The sequence below is a fragment of the Natronococcus sp. CG52 genome, from assembly GCF_023913515.1.
GTDB classification, from domain to species: Archaea; Halobacteriota; Halobacteria; order Halobacteriales; family Natrialbaceae; genus Natronococcus; species Natronococcus zhouii.
In genome coordinates this window covers 2,310,575-2,327,524 of the sequence record NZ_CP099391.1, presented here as the reverse complement: position 1 = coordinate 2,327,524, position 16,950 = coordinate 2,310,575, and the positions used below count along the sequence as shown (strand labels likewise).

The 16,950-nt window shown below is 65.9% G+C and carries 18 protein-coding genes and 1 tRNA gene; 9 read left to right on the top strand and 10 right to left on the bottom strand.

What is annotated here, in order from left to right:
* Position 1: 1 nt before the first annotated feature.
* From NED97_RS11750 to NED97_RS11740, 3 genes are all read right to left on the bottom strand, one after another.
* Positions 2–523 (bottom strand): 30S ribosomal protein S4, encoded by a 522-nt coding sequence (locus tag NED97_RS11750; RefSeq protein WP_252487230.1) that lies wholly within the window; start codon positions 521–523, stop codon positions 2–4.
* Positions 523–1,041, bottom strand: coding sequence for a 30S ribosomal protein S13 (locus NED97_RS11745; protein WP_252487229.1), 519 nt, complete (start codon positions 1,039–1,041; stop codon positions 523–525). The genes NED97_RS11750 and NED97_RS11745 overlap by 1 nt, the downstream gene beginning before the upstream one ends.
* Before the next feature lie 73 nt (positions 1,042–1,114).
* Positions 1,115–1,197: transfer RNA gene (locus NED97_RS11740), tRNA-Ser, on the bottom strand.
* Positions 1,198–1,392: 195 nt separating this feature from the next.
* On the opposite strand from NED97_RS11740, the gene NED97_RS11735 reads away from it, so the two are divergent.
* From NED97_RS11735 to NED97_RS11725, 3 genes are read left to right on the top strand one after another with little or no spacing between them, the layout of a single operon-like run.
* The gene (locus NED97_RS11735) at positions 1,393–2,361 is read left to right on the top strand and encodes a DUF4129 domain-containing protein (protein WP_252487228.1); all 969 of its coding nucleotides are present in this window, start codon (positions 1,393–1,395) and stop codon (positions 2,359–2,361) included.
* Positions 2,358–4,322 (top strand): DUF58 domain-containing protein, encoded by a 1,965-nt coding sequence (locus NED97_RS11730; protein WP_252487227.1) that lies wholly within the window; start codon positions 2,358–2,360, stop codon positions 4,320–4,322. The genes NED97_RS11735 and NED97_RS11730 overlap by 4 nt, the downstream gene beginning before the upstream one ends.
* Positions 4,319–4,867 (top strand): DUF7519 family protein, encoded by a 549-nt coding sequence (locus NED97_RS11725; protein WP_252487226.1) that lies wholly within the window; start codon positions 4,319–4,321, stop codon positions 4,865–4,867. Before NED97_RS11730 ends, NED97_RS11725 begins: the two co-directional genes overlap by 4 nt.
* Before the next feature lie 45 nt (positions 4,868–4,912).
* Here the strand turns inward: NED97_RS11725 and moaA are convergent, their stop codons facing one another.
* Entirely contained in the window at positions 4,913–5,902 is a 990-nt protein-coding gene (moaA, locus tag NED97_RS11720) for a GTP 3',8-cyclase MoaA (RefSeq protein WP_252487225.1), read from the bottom strand.
* Positions 5,903–6,102: 200 nt separating this feature from the next.
* Between moaA and NED97_RS11715 the strand changes: the two genes are divergently transcribed.
* Both NED97_RS11715 and NED97_RS11710 read left to right on the top strand, forming a co-directional pair.
* Positions 6,103–6,771, top strand: a complete 669-nt coding sequence (locus tag NED97_RS11715; protein WP_252487224.1) for a helix-turn-helix domain-containing protein — start codon at positions 6,103–6,105, stop codon at positions 6,769–6,771.
* Positions 6,772–6,829: 58 nt separating this feature from the next.
* Positions 6,830–7,060, top strand: coding sequence for a hypothetical protein (locus tag NED97_RS11710; protein WP_252487223.1), 231 nt, complete (start codon positions 6,830–6,832; stop codon positions 7,058–7,060).
* Between the two features lies 1 nt (position 7,061).
* Here the strand turns inward: NED97_RS11710 and NED97_RS11705 are convergent, their stop codons facing one another.
* The 3 genes from NED97_RS11705 to NED97_RS11695 all read right to left on the bottom strand — a co-directional run bounded on the left by NED97_RS11705 (position 7,062) and on the right by NED97_RS11695 (position 10,215).
* Positions 7,062–8,522, bottom strand: a complete 1,461-nt coding sequence (locus NED97_RS11705) for an RtcB family protein (RefSeq protein WP_252487222.1) — start codon at positions 8,520–8,522, stop codon at positions 7,062–7,064.
* 108 nt (positions 8,523–8,630) lie between these two features.
* Positions 8,631–9,662 (bottom strand): DoxX family protein, encoded by a 1,032-nt coding sequence (locus NED97_RS11700; protein WP_252490617.1) that lies wholly within the window; start codon positions 9,660–9,662, stop codon positions 8,631–8,633.
* A gap of 133 nt (positions 9,663–9,795) precedes the next feature.
* Complete coding sequence (locus tag NED97_RS11695) at positions 9,796–10,215, bottom strand: archease (RefSeq protein ID WP_252487221.1); 420 nt, start codon at positions 10,213–10,215, stop codon at positions 9,796–9,798.
* 183 nt (positions 10,216–10,398) lie between these two features.
* Between NED97_RS11695 and NED97_RS11690 the strand changes: the two genes are divergently transcribed.
* The 4 genes from NED97_RS11690 to bcp all read left to right on the top strand — a co-directional run bounded on the left by NED97_RS11690 (position 10,399) and on the right by bcp (position 13,657).
* The gene (locus tag NED97_RS11690) at positions 10,399–10,875 is read left to right on the top strand and encodes a GNAT family N-acetyltransferase (RefSeq protein ID WP_252487220.1); all 477 of its coding nucleotides are present in this window, start codon (positions 10,399–10,401) and stop codon (positions 10,873–10,875) included.
* Positions 10,876–10,980: 105 nt separating this feature from the next.
* Positions 10,981–12,156, top strand: coding sequence for a DNA primase small subunit PriS (gene priS / locus NED97_RS11685; RefSeq protein ID WP_252487219.1), 1,176 nt, complete (start codon positions 10,981–10,983; stop codon positions 12,154–12,156).
* Complete coding sequence (locus NED97_RS11680; protein ID WP_252487218.1) at positions 12,153–13,094, top strand: DNA replication complex subunit Gins51; 942 nt, start codon at positions 12,153–12,155, stop codon at positions 13,092–13,094. Before priS ends, NED97_RS11680 begins: the two co-directional genes overlap by 4 nt.
* A gap of 83 nt (positions 13,095–13,177) precedes the next feature.
* Positions 13,178–13,657 carry a thioredoxin-dependent thiol peroxidase gene (bcp, locus tag NED97_RS11675; protein WP_252487217.1) on the top strand — a complete coding sequence of 160 codons (480 nt, stop codon included), beginning with the start codon at positions 13,178–13,180 and terminating at the stop codon, positions 13,655–13,657.
* Positions 13,658–13,693: 36 nt separating this feature from the next.
* Here the strand turns inward: bcp and NED97_RS11670 are convergent, their stop codons facing one another.
* The 3 genes from NED97_RS11670 to NED97_RS11660 all read right to left on the bottom strand — a co-directional run bounded on the left by NED97_RS11670 (position 13,694) and on the right by NED97_RS11660 (position 16,766).
* Complete coding sequence (locus tag NED97_RS11670; RefSeq protein WP_252487216.1) at positions 13,694–14,026, bottom strand: NifU family protein; 333 nt, start codon at positions 14,024–14,026, stop codon at positions 13,694–13,696.
* Between the two features lie 233 nt (positions 14,027–14,259).
* The gene (locus NED97_RS11665) at positions 14,260–16,521 is read right to left on the bottom strand and encodes a CDC48 family AAA ATPase (RefSeq protein WP_252487215.1); all 2,262 of its coding nucleotides are present in this window, start codon (positions 16,519–16,521) and stop codon (positions 14,260–14,262) included.
* Positions 16,518–16,766, bottom strand: coding sequence for a DUF7127 family protein (locus NED97_RS11660; protein WP_252487214.1), 249 nt, complete (start codon positions 16,764–16,766; stop codon positions 16,518–16,520). Before NED97_RS11660 ends, NED97_RS11665 begins: the two co-directional genes overlap by 4 nt.
* Between the last annotated feature and the right edge of the window lie 184 nt (positions 16,767–16,950).

The following is a 16,950-nucleotide window of genomic DNA, read 5'->3' as shown; positions in this document are numbered from 1 at the left end:
GTTATTGACCCTCCGCCCGTTCCGGGTGGAGTTCGTCTGCAAGTGGACTGTTCTCCTCGAAGGCGACGAGGTCTTCCTCGTCGACGTCGACGACGTACGACGGGATGCAGTGGCGCTGGCCGTCGACCACGATGTGCCCGTGCGTGATGAACTGCCGGGCCTGCTGGGTGGTGTTGGCGAGCCCCTTGCGGTAGGCGACGGTCTGGAGACGACGCTCGAGGACGTCCTCGATTTCGAGACTGAGGACGTCGCCGAGTTCGTCCGCTTCGTCGAGAATGCCGACGCGCTTGAGTCGCCCGAGGAACTCCTCGGAGCGACGAATAACGATCTCGTCGTCCTGGGCCTGACCGAGCAGGTCGCGGGCCTCGCGCCGGTAGGAACGAAGCTCGGACTGCGCTCGCCAGAGCTCTTCTTTGTTGCTGAGGCCGTAGCGGTCGACCAGCGAGTGCTCGTCCGAAATGCGCTCTCCCTGGTACGGGTGGTTCGGCGTCTCGTACTGTTTGGTGTCAGTTCCGAGCGGCATTATTCGTCATCCTCCTCGGCGGCAGCTTCCTCTGCCTGTTCTTCGCGGATCTCTTCGACGTTGACTCCGATGGTGCCCTCGGTACGACCCGTGGACTTGGTTCGCTGACCGCGAACCTTCTGACCGCGCTTGTGGCGCGATCCCTTGTAGGAGTCGATCATCTTCATCCGGTTGATGTCGTGCTGCCGGGTCAACTGGAGATCGTTCCCGATCTCGTGGCTCGTCTCACCGGAGTAGAAGTCGTGCTGGCGGTTGTTGAGCCAGTTCGGGACTTCGTCAGCGTAGTTCTCTACGGTTTCGACGACCTCGTCGATGACGTCGTCGTCGAGTCGGCCGAACGTCGCCGTTCGGTCGACGCCCGCTTCGTTGGCGATGATTCGGGCGGTCCGTCGACCGATCCCGTTCATCTCCGAGAGCGAGCGCTCGACGGACTTCGTCCCGTCGAGGTCGGTTTGACCGATGCGGACGAAGTACTGAAGGTCTTCGTCCTCTTGTTCTTGAGGTTCTTCCTCGCTCATGTGTTGTGTATGTGTGTCTGGTGTGCGCGCGTTGCAAAGACGACCGGCTGAAGTGCCGGTCGAGTGAAACCGACGTCGTGGCGGGGATTCGAACCCCGGAGGCTTGACGCCACATGGTTAGCAACCATGCGCCTTGGGCCGCTTGGCTACCACGACACCGTTTGTCTATCGTCGCCCGTCCGGACTCGGGGACTGCGTCCCCTGCACGTATTGCATGCAAACCTATCGGCGATGGGTACTTAAGCGCAACGAATGGCGACGGAAAGCGCCCCTCGAAAGGGAGCTGTCGGCCGTCCGCCGGGAACGAAGGACCTCCGCTTATTACCGTCGCGTTCGTACCGACCGTAACGAGTGTCACGAAGGGAACCATTCATCCGGCTCGTCGCCGCCGTCGCGGGAATCGTCGCGATCGCGCTGGCAGCGGCGACCGTCCGCTCTCCGCTCGAGACCGGCGGTTCCGGCGGGACCGGCGGTGGTGGTTCCGGCTCCGGTACCGGCCAACCGCCGCCGGCGGATCCCTCTGGGAGCGGCGAGATTCCACCCTTCCTCGAGTACCTCGTCTACGTGGTGGTCGCCCTCGTCGCGGTCGTCGTCGTCTGGTACCTCCTCGCGAATCGGCGAGAGGCGGTGAAACTGATCGCGATCGGCCTGATCGTCGCCCTCGTCACCGTCGTACTGGCGTACGGACTCGTGACCGCGGGCGACGTCGTTCTCTCGTCGAACGTCTCTCCCCAGGAACCGGCCAACGAATCCCCCGTCGTTCCCGGCGACGGTGGTGAACCGGGATCCGGTGACGACGGCAGTTCGATGCCGACCAGTCCGTTGCTCGTGGTTCTGGCGCTGCTCGCCGCCGTCTTCGTCGGCGGAGTGTTGCTCTCACGCGATTCCGGCGGGACCGACGGAGCGGTAGCCGAACCGGGCGCCGCCGCACCGACGACGGAGGAGGCGGAGGCCGCCGCGGTCGGCTCCGCCGCCGGTCGCGCGGCCGATCGAATCGACGAAGGGACCGCCGTCGACAACGAGGTGTATCGCGCCTGGCGGGAGATGACAGCCCTGCTCGAGGTCGAGCGTCCCGAGTCGAGTACGCCGCGCGAGTTCGCCGACGCGGCCGTCGACGCCGGACTCGAGCGCGACCACGTCGAGGAACTCACCCGGCTGTTCGAGGACGTCAGGTACGGCGACGTCGAAACCACGGCAGCGATGGAGGAGCGTGCGGTCTCGGTCCTTCGCCGGATCGAGACCGAGTACGCTCGAGACGAATCGGAGTCGGCCGATACTGGAGACGACCGCAGGATCACCGACGGCGGTGGTTCGACGTGAACGTCCGACCGACGCTGCTCGTGCTGGGCCTGGCCGCGTTCACCGCCGGCGTCGCGGCCCTGTTCGGCGTACTCGAGATCGCTCTCTCCCAATCGATCGCTGTCATCGTCGGTCTGCTCGCGGTCGTGATCGGGATCAGGTCGCTTCTCAACCGCGGTGACGCGAACCGCACACCGACGCCGGATCCCGAGCGTCGAACCGCCGTTCCCGTTCCCGGCGAGACGCTGGCCGAATCGATCGGCGCGTTTCGAACGGCCAAGACCAGCTATACGCCCACCAGCCGACGAACGACCGACGGACTGCGGGCGGCAGCGATCGCCGCCCTCACCCGCTTCGACGGCCGCACGGAGGAAGAAGCCACCCAGCAACTCGAGGACGGAACCTGGACCGACGATCCGGTGGCGGCCGCGTTCCTCTCGTCCTCGATCGAGCCCCCATCGCGATCGGTTCGTGACCGACTAGCGGCCGTCGCCAGCCGCAAGAGCCGTTTCTACACCCAGGTTCGACGCGCAGTCGCCGCTATCGCCGCGATCGGGTACGAGACCGGCGACGCCGCAGCGCGGTCCCTGCCGCGGTACGATCGAACTGACGACGAACGCGACGACACCGATCGTGCGGCACGAACCACGACGAAGACCGTCGATGGCGTCACTCGCACGCGGGAGCGCTCGACCGACTACTGGTACGGGATCAGTGTCGTCGCGCTGTTCGCCGTCGGTATCGGCGTCGTCTCCGAATCCCCCGCCGTCGTGCTCGCCGGCGTCGTCGGCGTCGGTTACGCCGCCTTCGCTCGCGCGCTCGAGCCCCCCGAACTCGAGCTTTCGGTCGACCGCCAGTTGAGCGACGACGAACCGGTGCCCGGCGACGAGGTCGACGTCACCGTGACGATCACGAACGAGCGCGACGGGTTCGTCCCCGACCTCCGGTTCGTCGATGGCGTCCCCTCGGGACTGGCAGTCACCGACGGCTCGAGCCGGCTTGGCACCGCGTTGCGGCCCGGCGAGTCGGTCTCCCTCGAGTACACCGCCACCGTCGGGCGCGGCAATCACGTGTTCGACCCCGCGCTCGCGGTCGTGCGCGACCTCTCGCGGTCGACCGAGCGCGAGTACCTGGTCGGCAGCGAGACGACGATCGTCTGCGAACCGGAACTGCGACCGGTCGCGGCGCCCGTCCCGCTACGAGCGACGGCGACCTCCTTCTCGGGCCGGCTCCGGACGACCGAAGGGGGGTCGGGAACGACGTTTCACTCCGTTCGGGAGTACCGCAAGGGCGATCCGCTCTCCAGGGTCGACTGGAACCGCCACGCCAAGACGGGCGACCTCGCGACGCTCGAGTTCCACGAGGAGCGGGCGGCGCGCGTCGTCGTGGTCGTCGACGCGCGGAAGGCGGCCTACCTCGCCCCGGAATCCGACGCCACTCACGCCATCGATCGGTCGGTCGCCGCCGCGGGACGGATCGCCGCCTCGCTGCTCGCCGAGGGCGACACCGTCGGACTCGCCGGGCTCGGCCCGGTCGCCAGGGACGACAGCACGGAATCGGTCGGGGACGCGTGCTGGCTCGCGCCCGCGTCGGGCCGCCACCACGAGGTCCAGTTCGCGGAGTTGCTCGCGACGCATCCGCAGTTCTCGGCGTCGCCGCCTGCTGACGAGGGACGGTGGCTCTGGCAGCTACGAACGATCAGGCGGCGACTCTCGGCGGAGACGCAGATCGTCCTCCTCACGCCGCTCTGTGACTACGTGTCGGCGGACGTCACCCGCCGACTCGACGCGCACGGACACCCGGTCACCGTCGTCAGTCCGGATCCGACGGCCGACGAGACCGCCGGCGAACGGCTGGCTCGCGTCGCCCGCCGCGTTCGACGGTTCGACCTGCAGCGCGCGGGAATCCCGGTCGTCGACTGGCCCGCCGACGAATCGATCGACGACGTGTTCGCCCGCCACTCCGCGGGTGGTCGCCGATGACCGAGATCACGCGCCGGCCGGCGGTCCGTTCGAGCGTCGTCGCGGGTCTCGCCGGCCTCGTCACCGTCTTCGCCGCCGGGATCGGGACGCCCGGCGGACTCGCGTTCGCCGCATTCGGGTTCGTGATCCTTGCCGCCGGCCTGGGACGCGGCCACCGCCGGGCGGTCGACGCCGGGGGGATCGTGCTCTTCTTCGGCGTCGTCGCAGGCGGGATCGAGACGCTCGCGGTCGAGCCGACCGTCGTCGGAACGGTCGCGACGGTCGTCGCCTGGGACGTCGGTCACGGCGCCGTCGACCTCGGCGATCAGCTCGGCCGGGAAGCCGAGACGAGCCGGCTCGAGGCGGTGCAAATCGTCTCGAGTCTGCTAGTCGGCCTGCTGTCGGGGACGGCCGGTTACGCGGTCTACGTCGTCGGAGGCGAGGGACAGCCGATCGCTGCAGTAGTGCTGCTGGTGGTCGCAGCGGTACTCATCGTCGTCGGATTCGGCAGCCGGCGGTCGAAGGGTTCGACATCGGGTCGGCGAAACCGACCACACAGGCGCTGACACGCGCCAAAATAGATTCCCACTACCGCTACCCGGAGTCGCTGACTACACCTCGGCGTACTCCTCGATGTACTCGTCGTTGACCTCCCACTCGTCGTCGTCGTTCTTGATCATGTACTCGCCGTAGTAGGGGACCCTGTTCGCGACGACCTCGCGGTAGGCCTCGCGGATCTCGGCCTTGGACATCTCGCCCATCGGCCGAAGGTCGTCGTTGCGGTTGAGACAGCCCTTCAGGTAGCCCTGGTGGGTGACCCGGACGCGGTGGCAGTTCGCGCAGAAGGTGGGGTTCTCGACGGGGTCGACGATCTCGACCATCCCTCGCCCGTCGCCGTTGTCGCTACTGACCCAGTACCGTTTCCGGTCGTGCATCTCGCGGCGTTCGATCTCGTCGGCCTGCTCGGCGAGCCAGTCGTGGACCCGCTGGATGTCGATGTTCCACTCCGGCTTGCCGGTGAGTTCGGGCATGTACTCGATCAGTTGCAGCTGCAGTCCCTCGTTTTCCGCGACGTGGTCGACCATCTCCGGCACGTAACCCGCCGTGTGCTCGAAGACGACCATATTGAGTTTGACCGGGTCGAGTCCGGCCTCGAGCGCGGCGTCGACGCCCTCGAGTACCTTCTCGTACGCGCCGCTCTTGGTCACGGCGGCGAAGTCCTCGGGATCGAGCGCGTCCTGGGAGACGTTGACTCGCTCTAAGCCTGCGTCGACGAGGTCCTCGGCCCGGCCGGGGAGAAACGTGCCGTTCGTCGTCAGTGAGACCTCCATCTGGTCGGGCGTGCGTTCGATGATCTCCTCGAGATCCTGTCGGAGCATGGGTTCGCCGCCGGTGAACTTGACCGAGTCGACGCCGAACTCGGCGGCAACCTCGAGGAAGCGAACGACGTCGTCGGCGGTCATCTCGTCGTCCTGTGGATCCATCGGACCACGGGTGTCTCCGAGCCCCTCGTTGTGACAGTAGATGCAGTCGAAGTTGCACCGATCGGTGAGCGAGATCCGAACCCCAGTCACCTCGCGCCCGAACTCGTCGGTGAGCATACTCACCCTTTGCAGGTGAAACTGCTTAAATACGCCGGAAAACCCACACCGATGTAACTTGTTTTGGTTTCGAAGGTCGGCGGATCGGCGCGTCACGCCGCGGTCGCCACGCCGGCGCCGCTCATTCGGTAGTGCGAGCGCCGCGTCGGCGCGGCGGCGGTGGTGTATAACTCTTGAGGACGGAGGTTGTGAGCACTGCTATGAGTACCATCGCCGAACTCACCGTTCCCGCCGAGGAGTTCGCACTGTGGCAGACGCTCGATGCCACGACCGGTCTCGGCGTCGAGATCGAGCGCGTCATCGCCTACGATCCCGACCGCGTCATGCCCTACGTCTGGCTTCTCGGCGACGAGTCGACGCTCGAGGACGCCGACGACGCCCTCGCGACGGATTCGAGCGTCGAGCGGGCCGAACTGCTCTCCGATCTCGGTGACGAGCGCCTGTACGCGATGGACTGGACCGACGACGTCACCGTCGTCCTCCAGTTGCTGACCGGAGACCGGTCGACGGTACTCGACGCCACGGTCGAGGACACGCAGTGGCGCTTTCGCGCGCTCTTCCCGGAACGAGACGTGCTGTCCCGGACCTACGAGTTCGCGACGGATCAGGGAGTGTCGATCGAACTCCAGAAGATCCACCGACTCGACGAGACCCGCCACAGTCGCTTCGATCTGACCGACGCCCAGCACGAGACGCTGGTCTCGGCGCTGGATCACGGCTACTACGACATCCCGCGAACGATCGATATGGAGGGACTGTCGAGCGAACTCGGAATTTCGCATCAGGCGCTGTCCGAGCGGTTGCGGCGGGCACATCGATCTCTCGTCGAGGAGGCGGTCGGCGTCGCCGACTCCGAGGTCGACGAGTGACCGTTTCGCTGGCCCGCTCCGGCAGAACACCTACCACCGTCGGTGTCGAAGGCCCGCTATGGATAAGGAGATGCTCGCCGACCAGCGTCGCCTCGTCGAACTCGTCGAAGCCGAAGGCTGGGACGTCACCGACCTCGAGATTTCGGCCTACGATAGCCCGTGGGCCGACGAGGACGATCCGGAGGCGTCCGTGACGATCACCGCCCGAAAACCGTACGAGAGCGACGAGGAGAGCGACGGAGACGGCAAAGACGGAGGCGACGAGGACAACCCGTTCCGAGTGAACTGAGCTACCCCTTGATGTTGCAGACGGGGAACGTCCGCGCGACCCTGTCGCCGATACCCAGTTCGTCGGAGACGCGGACGACCTCGTCGACGTCCTTGTAGACGCCCGGTGCCTCCTCGGCGACCGTCGCGCCCGACTGGGCCTTCACGTAGATCTGCTGTTGGTCCTCCAGTTCCTGCTGGACGTCACCGCCCCAGTACTCGTTTTTCGCCTGCGTCCGACTCATCAGCCGTCCCGCGCCGTGTGCGGTCGAGCCGAAGGTGAGATCCATCGAGTTCTCGCCGCCGCGCAGCACGTAGCTTCCCGCACCCATGCTGCCGGGGATGATCACCGGCTGGCCGACGTCGCGGTACGCCTTCGGAACCTCGGGGTGGCCCGCCGGGAACGCCCGCGTCGCGCCCTTCCGGTGGACGTAGAGTTCGCGTTTTTCCCCGTCGACGTCGTGAAGCTCTTTCTTCGCGATGTTGTGGGCCACGTCGTACAGGAGCTCCATCTCCATCGACTCCCACGAGCGATCGAACACGCGCTCGAACACCTTCCGCGTGCGGTGCATGATCAGCTGGCGGTTGACCCACGCGAAGTTGATCGCCGCGTTCATCGCGCCGTAGTAGTCCTCGGCGAGCTGCGAGCCCGCGGGCGCCGCGGCCAGTTCCTTGTCCGGCAGCTGGTCCAGCAGCCCCCGGTGTTGCTGCTCGATCTTGCGGAGGTAGTCGTTACAGGTCTGGTGGCCCAGCCCGCGGGAGCCGCAGTGGATCAGGACGACGATCTGGTCCTCCTCGAGCCCGAACGCGGCGCCCACCTCGTCGTCGAAGACGTCCGTGACGCGCTGAACCTCGAGGAAGTGGTTCCCCGAGCCCAGCGAGCCGATCTGGTTCTTGCCGCGGTCTTTCGCTTTCTGGCTGACCTTGTCGGGATCCGCGCCCTCGCGCATCCCCTCGTCCTCGCAGTGGCGCAGGTCGTCCTCGACGGCGTGACCGTGCTCGAGCGCCCAGTCGACCCCTCGAGCCAGAATCTCGTCGACGGTGTCGACGCCGGCCTCAACGATGCCGCCGCCGCCCAGCCCCGACGGAATGTTGGCGAACAGCGAGTCGACGAGTTCCTCCTCGCGACCCTGGAGTTCGTTGTAGGTGAGGTTCGTCCGCATCATCCGGACGCCGCAGTTGATGTCGTAGCCGACCGCACCCGGCGAGATACAGCCGTCTTCGGCGTCGAGTGCGCCGACGCCGCCGACGGGGAAGCCGTAACCTTGGTGACCGTCGGGCATGCAGATCGCGTAGTTCGTGATCCCCGGCAGGTGCGTCGTGTTTTTGATCTGTTCGATGGTCTTGTCCTCCTGAATCTCCTCGAGTAGCGCCTCGCTTGCGAGGATTCGGGCAGGGACGCGCATCCCCTCCTCCTGGGGAACTTCCCAGACGTACTCGCGAACGCGCTCGAGCGTGACGCCGTCTGCGTCGAAGGTGGTCATACGTGAATGTCGGTCCGCGACGATCAAAGAACGTTCGCCTCCCTCCGGCCCCGGGGGGCGACCACACGTCACACAACCGAGAGTTGCTGCGGGCTACCCGTACAGTCTTTACTCGGCATCTCCGGTGACAGTCCGATTCGACATCGTCAGTCGGCCGTCGAGACCGAGCGGTCCGCTACCGGTTATCAGCAGGACGGAGGCCATCCCGAAGAGGCCGACGTGAGCGAGCACGGGGTCGTCGGGGAGCGCAAAGAGCGTGAGCGAAAACATCGCGATCGCCGTCGTGGCCGTTGCGCGGGTGAACAGGCCGACGATTAACGCCACTCCCAGCCCGATCTCCGCCAGTCCCGCACCCAGCACCCACAGCTCCGGGCTGACGAGAACGACGGCGGCCAGATCGTACTGATCGACCACCGCGAGCGCGATACCCGGTCGCAGGATTTTCTGGGTCAGGCCGAGGTAGACGAACGTGACGCCGAGTCCAAGGCGGGTGACCGTCGGCAGATACCGCTCGCGGGCCGCGTTCCAGTCCTGAAAACGGCGCGTGTAGTCGTAGACGACGTCGAACCGTCCGTAGACGGTTCCGGGCGTGCCGGCCATCCGCTGGAGCACGTGATCGGCGCTCGGCTTGCCGCTGCCGACGAGTGCGATCGCGAGCAGGCCGCCCGCGAACTCGAGTTGCAACAGGAGCGTCGGCCAGAGCAGTACGCCGACGAGATACGCGCCGAGAGTCAGAAGGGCGACGATCCGGGACCCGAGCCCGAACAGCAACAGAAAGCCGAGTGCGACCTGCAAGAGACGAAGGTCGACCTCGAGGTCCGGACTGATGAAGTAGCCGCCGAAGCCGGCGCCGATCAGTGGAATGCCGAACGAGATCCGCAACAGCCACGGCACGTACCCGGTGTATTCGCCCATCGCGTCCCTGAAGGCCGCGACGTCCCGCGGAACGGGCCGGATTCGACGGTAGGCCACGACGGCGACGAGAGCGGCCAATCCACCCGCGAGCAACGGCCCGACGACCAGCGGATCGGTCAGCGCGTCCGCAAGAAATTCGCCGGTGGAAACGTCGTACTCGTCGTCGACGACGTACTCCTCGTGGGCGCTCGCGGATCCGATGCCGGCGCCCGCCAGGAACAGCATTGAGAGGGTGATGGAGAGAACGGTTTCGAGCGGTCGCGGGCGGCGAGCGAGCTTCATTGGCTAGTCGGAGGCGAATGTGACGGAAAAGCGCACGCCTTCCCGCTCTCGCGGACCGTACGATTGCACTCGCCGCTCAGACGTCGAAGACGACGTACGCCTCCCACCCCTCGTTGGACTCCTCGAGTCGCATCTCCGAGTAGGTGACGGCCTTCACCTCGCGGGCGTCGATCGCTCCGAGCGGGACCTCGCGTGCGCTGGCCTCGAGTCGCCAGCCGTCGGTGTCCAGTTCGTCGATCTTCTCGACGCGGTGGTCGACGGGCAGCGCCGTTCGGACGTCCCGCAGGTAGATCAGTTCGTCCAGAAAGTCGAACAGCAGGGCCTCGCGGCTCTCCGCCGTGACCGAGACGCTGAACCGCTCGCCGACGTCGGCCGGCACGTCCTCGCACGAGGCGGCCGCGAGCCCGTCGGCTACCGCCGCGAAGACTCCCTCGAGCGTGTCGCCGGTCGCCGCGACGGCGACGTCAGCGGTGTGATCCCGAAGTTCGTATTCCATAGGCTGTATTCTCGAGCTCCCGACGTATGCTCGTCGCTTCCGACGCACGGGGATTCCGGCGGGAAGGCACTCGTTTTGGAGCTGCGCGACGCCTCCAGTTCAGTCAATCCGTTGATGCGCTCTTCCCGTCGGACGACGGCGCTCCCGGTGGAATTATATTGACGACGCTGTTACAGTGTGGTAGTGAGCGTCAACATCGACAGTCGCGTCGTCACTTCGGGGAGTGACGATCACGTCGACGAAGCCTGGCAGCTCAAGGAAGCGATAAACCGCCAGGAGGGGGTCCTCAAACAGCGGTACGATTTCTTTACCAGCGCGTACCGCCGCTCGACGGTCTACTGCTACCTGCAGGAGGACGAACTCGTGGGGTTCGCGGCCGTCCGACGGGACGGCTACATTCTCTTTCTCGCCGTCTCCCCGGACTGTCGAGGGCAGGGGCTCGGGAAACGGCTCGTCGCCCGCGTCGCGGACGAGCACGATACGATCACCTGTCACGCCCGGACGAGCAACGAGAACGCGTTACAGTTCTACGAACACCTCGGCTTCGAGATCAAGCGCCGGATCGACAACTACTACGAGGACGGCGGCGACGCCTACTACCTGAAACTGGGTTCGGACGCCGGCCTCGCCGACCGCATCTCCGAACTCGTGCGGCGCTGACCCGCGGCGTTCGTGCACCTGTACCGCGGTTCTCTCGGCGGTTCGATACTTCTCGCCGCCACTTCAATACAATTATACCGGACCCACGACGAGTAGGCGAGGCGCATGGAAGAGCGAACGCGGGCCTACCTTCGCGGCCGATTTCGTGATCACTACCGACGGACGGAGATCACGCCGCCGCCCGAGGCCAACGAGCGAGAGTGGGGGTTCATTCCCTGGACCGAGGGACCGGGGACGACGATGGTCCGGCACCGTTCGCTGCTCGAGTTAGGCGATCTCTCCGAGTTTCTCGTCCGGAAGCGACCGCGCCACGTCTACTTCTCCGCCGGGCGCTACCGCGATCCGGGCGCGGGGTCGATGAGCGAGAAGGAGTGGCGCTCGTCGGATCTGGTCTTCGACCTGGACGCCGACCACCTGCCGCGGGTCACGCTCGGCGAGGACTCCTACGCCGAGATGCTCTCGAAGTGTAAGACCGCCCTCCTCCGGCTGCTCGACTTTCTCGAGGACGACTTCGGGTTCGAGGAGCTGGAGATCGTCTTCTCGGGCGGCCGGGGCTACCACGTTCACGTCCGCGACGAGAGCGTGCTCTACTTGGACCGGGAGCACCGCCGCGAGATCGTCGACTACGTCCGCGGTATCGGCCTCGAGTTCGAGGAGCTGATCGAGACCGAGACCGTCGCGGGACTCGGTCGGAAGACGCCGACCGAGCGCCGCCGTCTTCGGACCGAAGGCGGGTGGGGCGCGCGGACCCACGACCACTTCATGGCGTTTGTCGACGAGCTGCTCGAACTCGAGGAAGACGACGCCCTCGAGCGCTTACAGGCGTTCGACGGCATCGGCGAAGGAAAGGCGACGGCGACGCTGAACGCCGCCCGCAACAACCGCGAACAGCTCGAGGCGGGCAACGTCACCGTCCACACCGCGGTCTCTCAGCTGGCCGAGCGCTTCGCTCAGCGGGCGGTCGACCGGGACAACGCGCCGATCGACGAGCCGGTAACGACCGACACGAACCGACTCATCCGTCTGCCCGGGAGTCTCCACGGCGGGAGCGGGCTCGAGACGGTTCGCCTCGGGCGCGACGAGCTCGACGACTTCGAGCCGCTCGTCGACGCCGTTCCGGAGACGTTCACGGGCCACGAGATTACCGTCGACGTCACCGACGGTGGCGAGGTCGAACTCGGGGGCGATATCTTTACGGTCTCGGAGGGTGACCAGTCACTCCCGGAGTACGTTGCCGTGTTTCTCATGGCGCGCGGGAGAGCTGAAAAGGAAAAAGAATGAATCTAGACGAGTTACGCTCGGTCCAGAGCAAGGAGCGCCAGAAGGACAGCCTCCAGAATCTGCGCCCCTCGTTCTACCAGGAGGTCGGCGAGTACATCGCCGACCTCGAGGACGAACGCGAACGCGTCGCCGGGCAGGTCGACGATCCGTTCTCCTCGCCGGAAGTCGGCCGACTCACCGACGAGATCGAGACCGCCAAGGACGTCGTCGAGGCGATCTACGAGCGGCGGATGGGAAAGCTCGTCAAACAGGCCAGCCTCGCGGCTGCCGGGATGGCAGCCGACGACGACGGTCTCACCGCCGAGGAGGCGGATCTCTTCGACGACCTCGTCGACCGCATCCAGTCGAACAAGACCCGCGTTCTCGACGTGCTCGAGGGAGTCGACGTCGAACCGGACACCAGCGCCGACGCCGGTGCCGGCGCGGGAGGAACGGACTCGAGCGCGGTCGACGCCGCCGGACCGGCCGATAGGCCGACGGATCCGACCCGCGCGGACGACGGTCCGCCGACGCCGCCGGAGCCCGCGGCCGACACCGATCCGACCGAGATCGACCCGGTCGGCGACGATCAGCCGCCCTCGAGCGAGTCGGGTAGCGTCACGCCCGCCGACGTCATGGGCGGAGACGGGCCGACGGTCGACGAGACCGGTGCCGGTTCTGACGACCACGGAAGCGACTCACTCGAGCGCGAACGAGCGGGCGACGGTTCCGACACGGGTGCGGAATCGGAGCCCGGCGACGACGCTACCGCAACCGTTGACGCTGGCGACGCAGACGCCGCCGTCGACCGAGTGACGGTTCGGATCACGCGGGACGTCGGCTCGATCCTCGGCGTCGACGATCGCGAGTACACGCTGTCGTCCGACGACGTCGTCACCCTCCCCGAACAGAACGCGTCGCCGCTGCTCGAGCGCGACGCTGCGGAACAGCTCGAATAAAATCTACCGCTCGTTCTGCGGATTATCGGGGCATATCACCGACTAATCAGAAAGTATAGGGTATCGCTCTCGAAGCCACCACTATGCTCGACGTCGGTGACGATGCGCCCGAGTTTGCACTGCCCAACCAGCACGGCGAGACCGTCCGCCGCTCCGATTTCGAGGGCCAACGACTCGTCGTCTACTTCTATCCGCGAGCCAACACCGACGGCTGCACGACCGAAGCCAGCGAGTTCGAGGCAGCCCGGTCCCGCTTCGCCAAGCGGGACGTGAGCGTCGTCGGGATCAGCGACGACCCCGTCGACGACCTCGAGCCGTTCGCCGACGAGCACGACCTCGAGTTCGACCTGCTCTCGGACGAACAGGGAGAGGTCGCGACGCTCTACGAATCTCACGGCGAGAAACAGATGTTCGGCAACACCTTCGACGGCGTCTTCCGCAACAGCTACGTCGTCGGCCCGGACGGGGCCATCGAAGCGGTCTACGAGGACGTCTCCCCCGAGGGACACGCGGCGGACGTCCTCGAGGGAATCGAAACCGACTCGCCCGAAGTCACGCCGTAACGCCGATTCCGAAGGTCACTCCGATCCGCCGATCGCTCAGAACGGCGCGTCGGGAGCGGGAGATCCGTCGCGAAACGAGGGCTGTTCGTCGGGTAGTCCGTCGAATCCGGTGCTCACCGAGACGGAATCGATCTCGTCGACCTCGTTCGGAAGCCGACTCTGGATCGCCTGCGTCGTCATCGGACTGATGCCGCAGCCACTGCAGGCGCCGCCGAGATTGATCATCACGTGGCCCTCGTCGAGATCGACGTCGGTGATCGAGGAGTCGCCGCCGTGGGCCTGGATCTGCGGAAAATTCCGCTGCAAAAACAGCGAGACTGCTTCTCGAACCCGCTCCTCCGTCGATTGCGTCGATTCCGGGGAACTCATACGTAGTACAGGTACTGTGCGGGTATAGCCCTGTCTGCGCTCCAACGAGACTCGAGCGAAGACGGAGCCGTCGACGGAGGAATCGGGTAGCCGATACGACGGCTCAGCTAGCGGTTCGCATCGACATCACGCAACGACAGCAGTACTGCCGGCTGTAAGTCAGTGAGCTGGATTCGCCGAGACGGCCCGGCGAATCCCACAGACGGCTACGGCCGACAGTACGGACGATCAGATTACTGGAACGTCCGGCCGACCTGATCTTCGGTCTCGGGTTCGGCGGTCTGGAACTCCTCTTCGATCTCCTCGTAGCGCTCGCGCGTCTCGGGCGTCACGCTCGGCTGGACCTCCTCGAGTGCGCGCTCGAAGTGCTCCCGACTGATGCGAACGTTTTCGATCGTGTCGGGCATGTCGTCGGGATCCACGGAGTTGATAAACTCGCGGCTGGCGGCCATCGAGGCCTCGCGACAGACCGCCTCGATGTCGGCGCCGACGTAGCCCTGGGTCTCGCTCGCGAGCCAGTCGAGGTCGACCGAGTCGGCCAGCGGCTTGTTTCGGGTGTGGACCTCGAAGATCCGCTTGCGTCCCTCCTCGTCGGGGACGGGCACGTGGACGTGCCGGTCGAGTCGTCCCGGACGGAGCAGTGCGCTGTCGATCAGGTCCGGTCGGTTGGTCGTGGCGATCACGACGACGTCCTCGAGTTCCTCGAGGCCGTCCAGCTCCGTCAGTAGCTGGCTGACGACCCGTTCGCCGACGCCGGAGTCACCCTGACGCTGGCCGCGTTCGCCGGCGATTGAATCGATCTCGTCGAAGAAGATCACGGTCGGAGCGTTCGAGCGGGCCTTCTCGAAGACCTCGCGGACACCCTTCTCGGACTCGCCGACGTACTTGTTCAGCAGTTCGGGTCCCTTGATCGAGATGAAGTTCGACTGGGACTCGTTGGCGACGGCCTTCGCGAGCAGCGTCTTCCCGGTGCCCGGCGGACCGAACATCATGACGCCCTTCGCGGCCTGCATGTCCATCTGATCGAACACCTCGGGGTAGTCCAGCGGCCACTGGATCGTCTCGCGGAGCCGCTCTTTGGTGTCCCCGAGGCCGCCGACGTCGTCCCAGGTGATGTCGGGGACCTCGACGAACACTTCCCGCAGCGCCGAGGGCTGGATGCCCTTCATCGCATCCTTGATGTCGTCTTCCGTGACCTCGAGCGACTCGAGGATGTCGGCGTCAATCTCCTCGGACTCGAGGTCGAGGTCGGGTCGGATGCGCCGGAGCGCGTTCATCGCGCCCTCGCGGGCGAGGCTCTCGAGGTCGGCGCCGACGAAGCCGTGCGTGTTCTCGGCGTACTGATCCAGGTCGACGTCCTCGGTGAGGGGCATCCCGCGGGTGTGGACCTGCAGGATCTCCTTGCGACCTTGCTTGTCGGGGACGCCGATCTCGATTTCGCGGTCGAACCGGCCGCCGCGGCGCAGCGCGGGATCGATCGCGTCCACGCGGTTGGTCGCCGCGATGACGGTGACGCGACCGCGCTCCTCTAAGCCGTCCATCAGCGAGAGGAGCTGGGCGACGACCCGTCGTTCGACGTCGCCGCCGGCCTCCTCGCGCTTGGCGGCGATGGAGTCGAGTTCGTCGATGAAGATGATCGCGGGCGCGTTCTCCTCGGCCTCCTCGAAGACCTCGCGGAGTTGCTCCTCGCTCTCGCCGTAGTACTTCGACATGATCTCCGGACCGGAGATCGTCTCGAAGTGGGCGTCGATCTCGTTGGCGACGGCCTTGGCCATTAGCGTCTTCCCGGTGCCCGGCGGGCCGTGCAGGAGGACGCCCTTCGGCGGCTCGATGCCGAGCTGCTGGAACAGCTCGGGGTGGCGCATCGGCAGCTCGATCATCTCGCGGACCTGGTCGAGTTCGTTGTCTAGACCGCCGATATCCTCGTAGGTGATGTTCGGAACGCCCTCGGGCGAGCTGTCGCCGGTGGAGCTAACCTGCTCCGCGGGCGTCTCGGAGATCTCGATGTTCGTCGAGTCGGTGATGACGACGGTGCCGGACGGATCGGTACTCGCGATCTTCAGCGGCACCGACTGGCCGGAACTCGCCATCGGACCGAACGACAGCGAGAACGGGACCGTCTGTCCCCCGGTAACGGCCTGTCCGCTCAGCTTGTCGCGGACGAGCGGTCCGATGTCGCCCCGGATCCGCAGGTTCTGCGGGAGCGCCACCGTCACCGAGTTGGCGGGCTTGACGTCCGCGGGTTCGATCGACACGTTGTCGTCGATACCGACCTCGGCCTCCTGCCGGAGACGGCCGTCGATTCGAACGATCCCGCGCCCCTCGTCTTCGGGATAGCCGGGCCAGACGCGAGCCACGGCCTGGCTGTCGTTCTTGCCCTCGATGACGATGTAGTCTCCGTTCTCGAGGTCGAGTTCACGCATCGAGACGCGATCGATCGCGGCGAGTCCGCGTCCGGCGTCCTTCTGTTTCAGGGGTTTGACGGTGAGTTTCATTGGTTGCCCTCCAGTTCGACAGTGAGGATCCCGTTTCTGATAAACGTGTGCGCGTCAGCTGCGCCCTCCGGAAGATCGAACTCGTACTGCTCGTCGTCGATGACGACGATAACTGTTCCATCGGCGAGATCGGAGGTAGCGTCCGCATCCGCGGATCCGAAGTCGACGGCCAACACCGATTCGTCCTCGTAGTCGTAGCGACGAGCGATCTGCCCGTCCGACTGGGTGAATTGTTCGAGTGTCATTTGGTACTAACCCAGGGTAAGTTATATTACTATATAAAACTTTCGCCTAGGTACCCGGATACGGCTCCGGGGTACCGTCGAAAGAGATTGTTCGCGGTTCACAGCGCGACGAGTCCGCGCGGTGCGCGGCAGATACCGCTCTCCGTCAGGAGCTATCGACCGATCACCGGAAACGTGTACTGCC

Excerpts from the sequence above, each read along its gene's own strand:
- NED97_RS11750 (WP_252487230.1), bottom strand. The coding sequence starts at position 523 with ATGCCGCTCGGAACTGACACCAAACAGTACGAGACGCCGAACCACCCG.
- NED97_RS11745 (WP_252487229.1), bottom strand. The coding sequence starts at position 1,041 with ATGAGCGAGGAAGAACCTCAAGAACAAGAGGACGAAGACCTTCAGTAC.
- NED97_RS11725 (WP_252487226.1), top strand. The coding sequence starts at position 4,319 with ATGACCGAGATCACGCGCCGGCCGGCGGTCCGTTCGAGCGTCGTCGCG.
- moaA (WP_252487225.1), bottom strand. The coding sequence starts at position 5,902 with ATGCTCACCGACGAGTTCGGGCGCGAGGTGACTGGGGTTCGGATCTCG.
- NED97_RS11715 (WP_252487224.1), top strand. The coding sequence starts at position 6,103 with ATGAGTACCATCGCCGAACTCACCGTTCCCGCCGAGGAGTTCGCACTG.
- NED97_RS11710 (WP_252487223.1), top strand. The coding sequence starts at position 6,830 with ATGGATAAGGAGATGCTCGCCGACCAGCGTCGCCTCGTCGAACTCGTC.
- NED97_RS11705 (WP_252487222.1), bottom strand. The coding sequence starts at position 8,522 with ATGACCACCTTCGACGCAGACGGCGTCACGCTCGAGCGCGTTCGCGAG.
- NED97_RS11700 (WP_252490617.1), bottom strand. The coding sequence starts at position 9,662 with ATGCTGTTCCTGGCGGGCGCCGGCATCGGATCCGCGAGCGCCCACGAG.
- NED97_RS11695 (WP_252487221.1), bottom strand. The coding sequence starts at position 10,215 with ATGGAATACGAACTTCGGGATCACACCGCTGACGTCGCCGTCGCGGCG.
- priS (WP_252487219.1), top strand. The coding sequence starts at position 10,981 with ATGGAAGAGCGAACGCGGGCCTACCTTCGCGGCCGATTTCGTGATCAC.
- NED97_RS11680 (WP_252487218.1), top strand. The coding sequence starts at position 12,153 with ATGAATCTAGACGAGTTACGCTCGGTCCAGAGCAAGGAGCGCCAGAAG.
- bcp (WP_252487217.1), top strand. The coding sequence starts at position 13,178 with ATGCTCGACGTCGGTGACGATGCGCCCGAGTTTGCACTGCCCAACCAG.
- NED97_RS11670 (WP_252487216.1), bottom strand. The coding sequence starts at position 14,026 with ATGAGTTCCCCGGAATCGACGCAATCGACGGAGGAGCGGGTTCGAGAA.
- NED97_RS11665 (WP_252487215.1), bottom strand. The coding sequence starts at position 16,521 with ATGAAACTCACCGTCAAACCCCTGAAACAGAAGGACGCCGGACGCGGA.
- NED97_RS11660 (WP_252487214.1), bottom strand. The coding sequence starts at position 16,766 with ATGACACTCGAACAATTCACCCAGTCGGACGGGCAGATCGCTCGTCGC.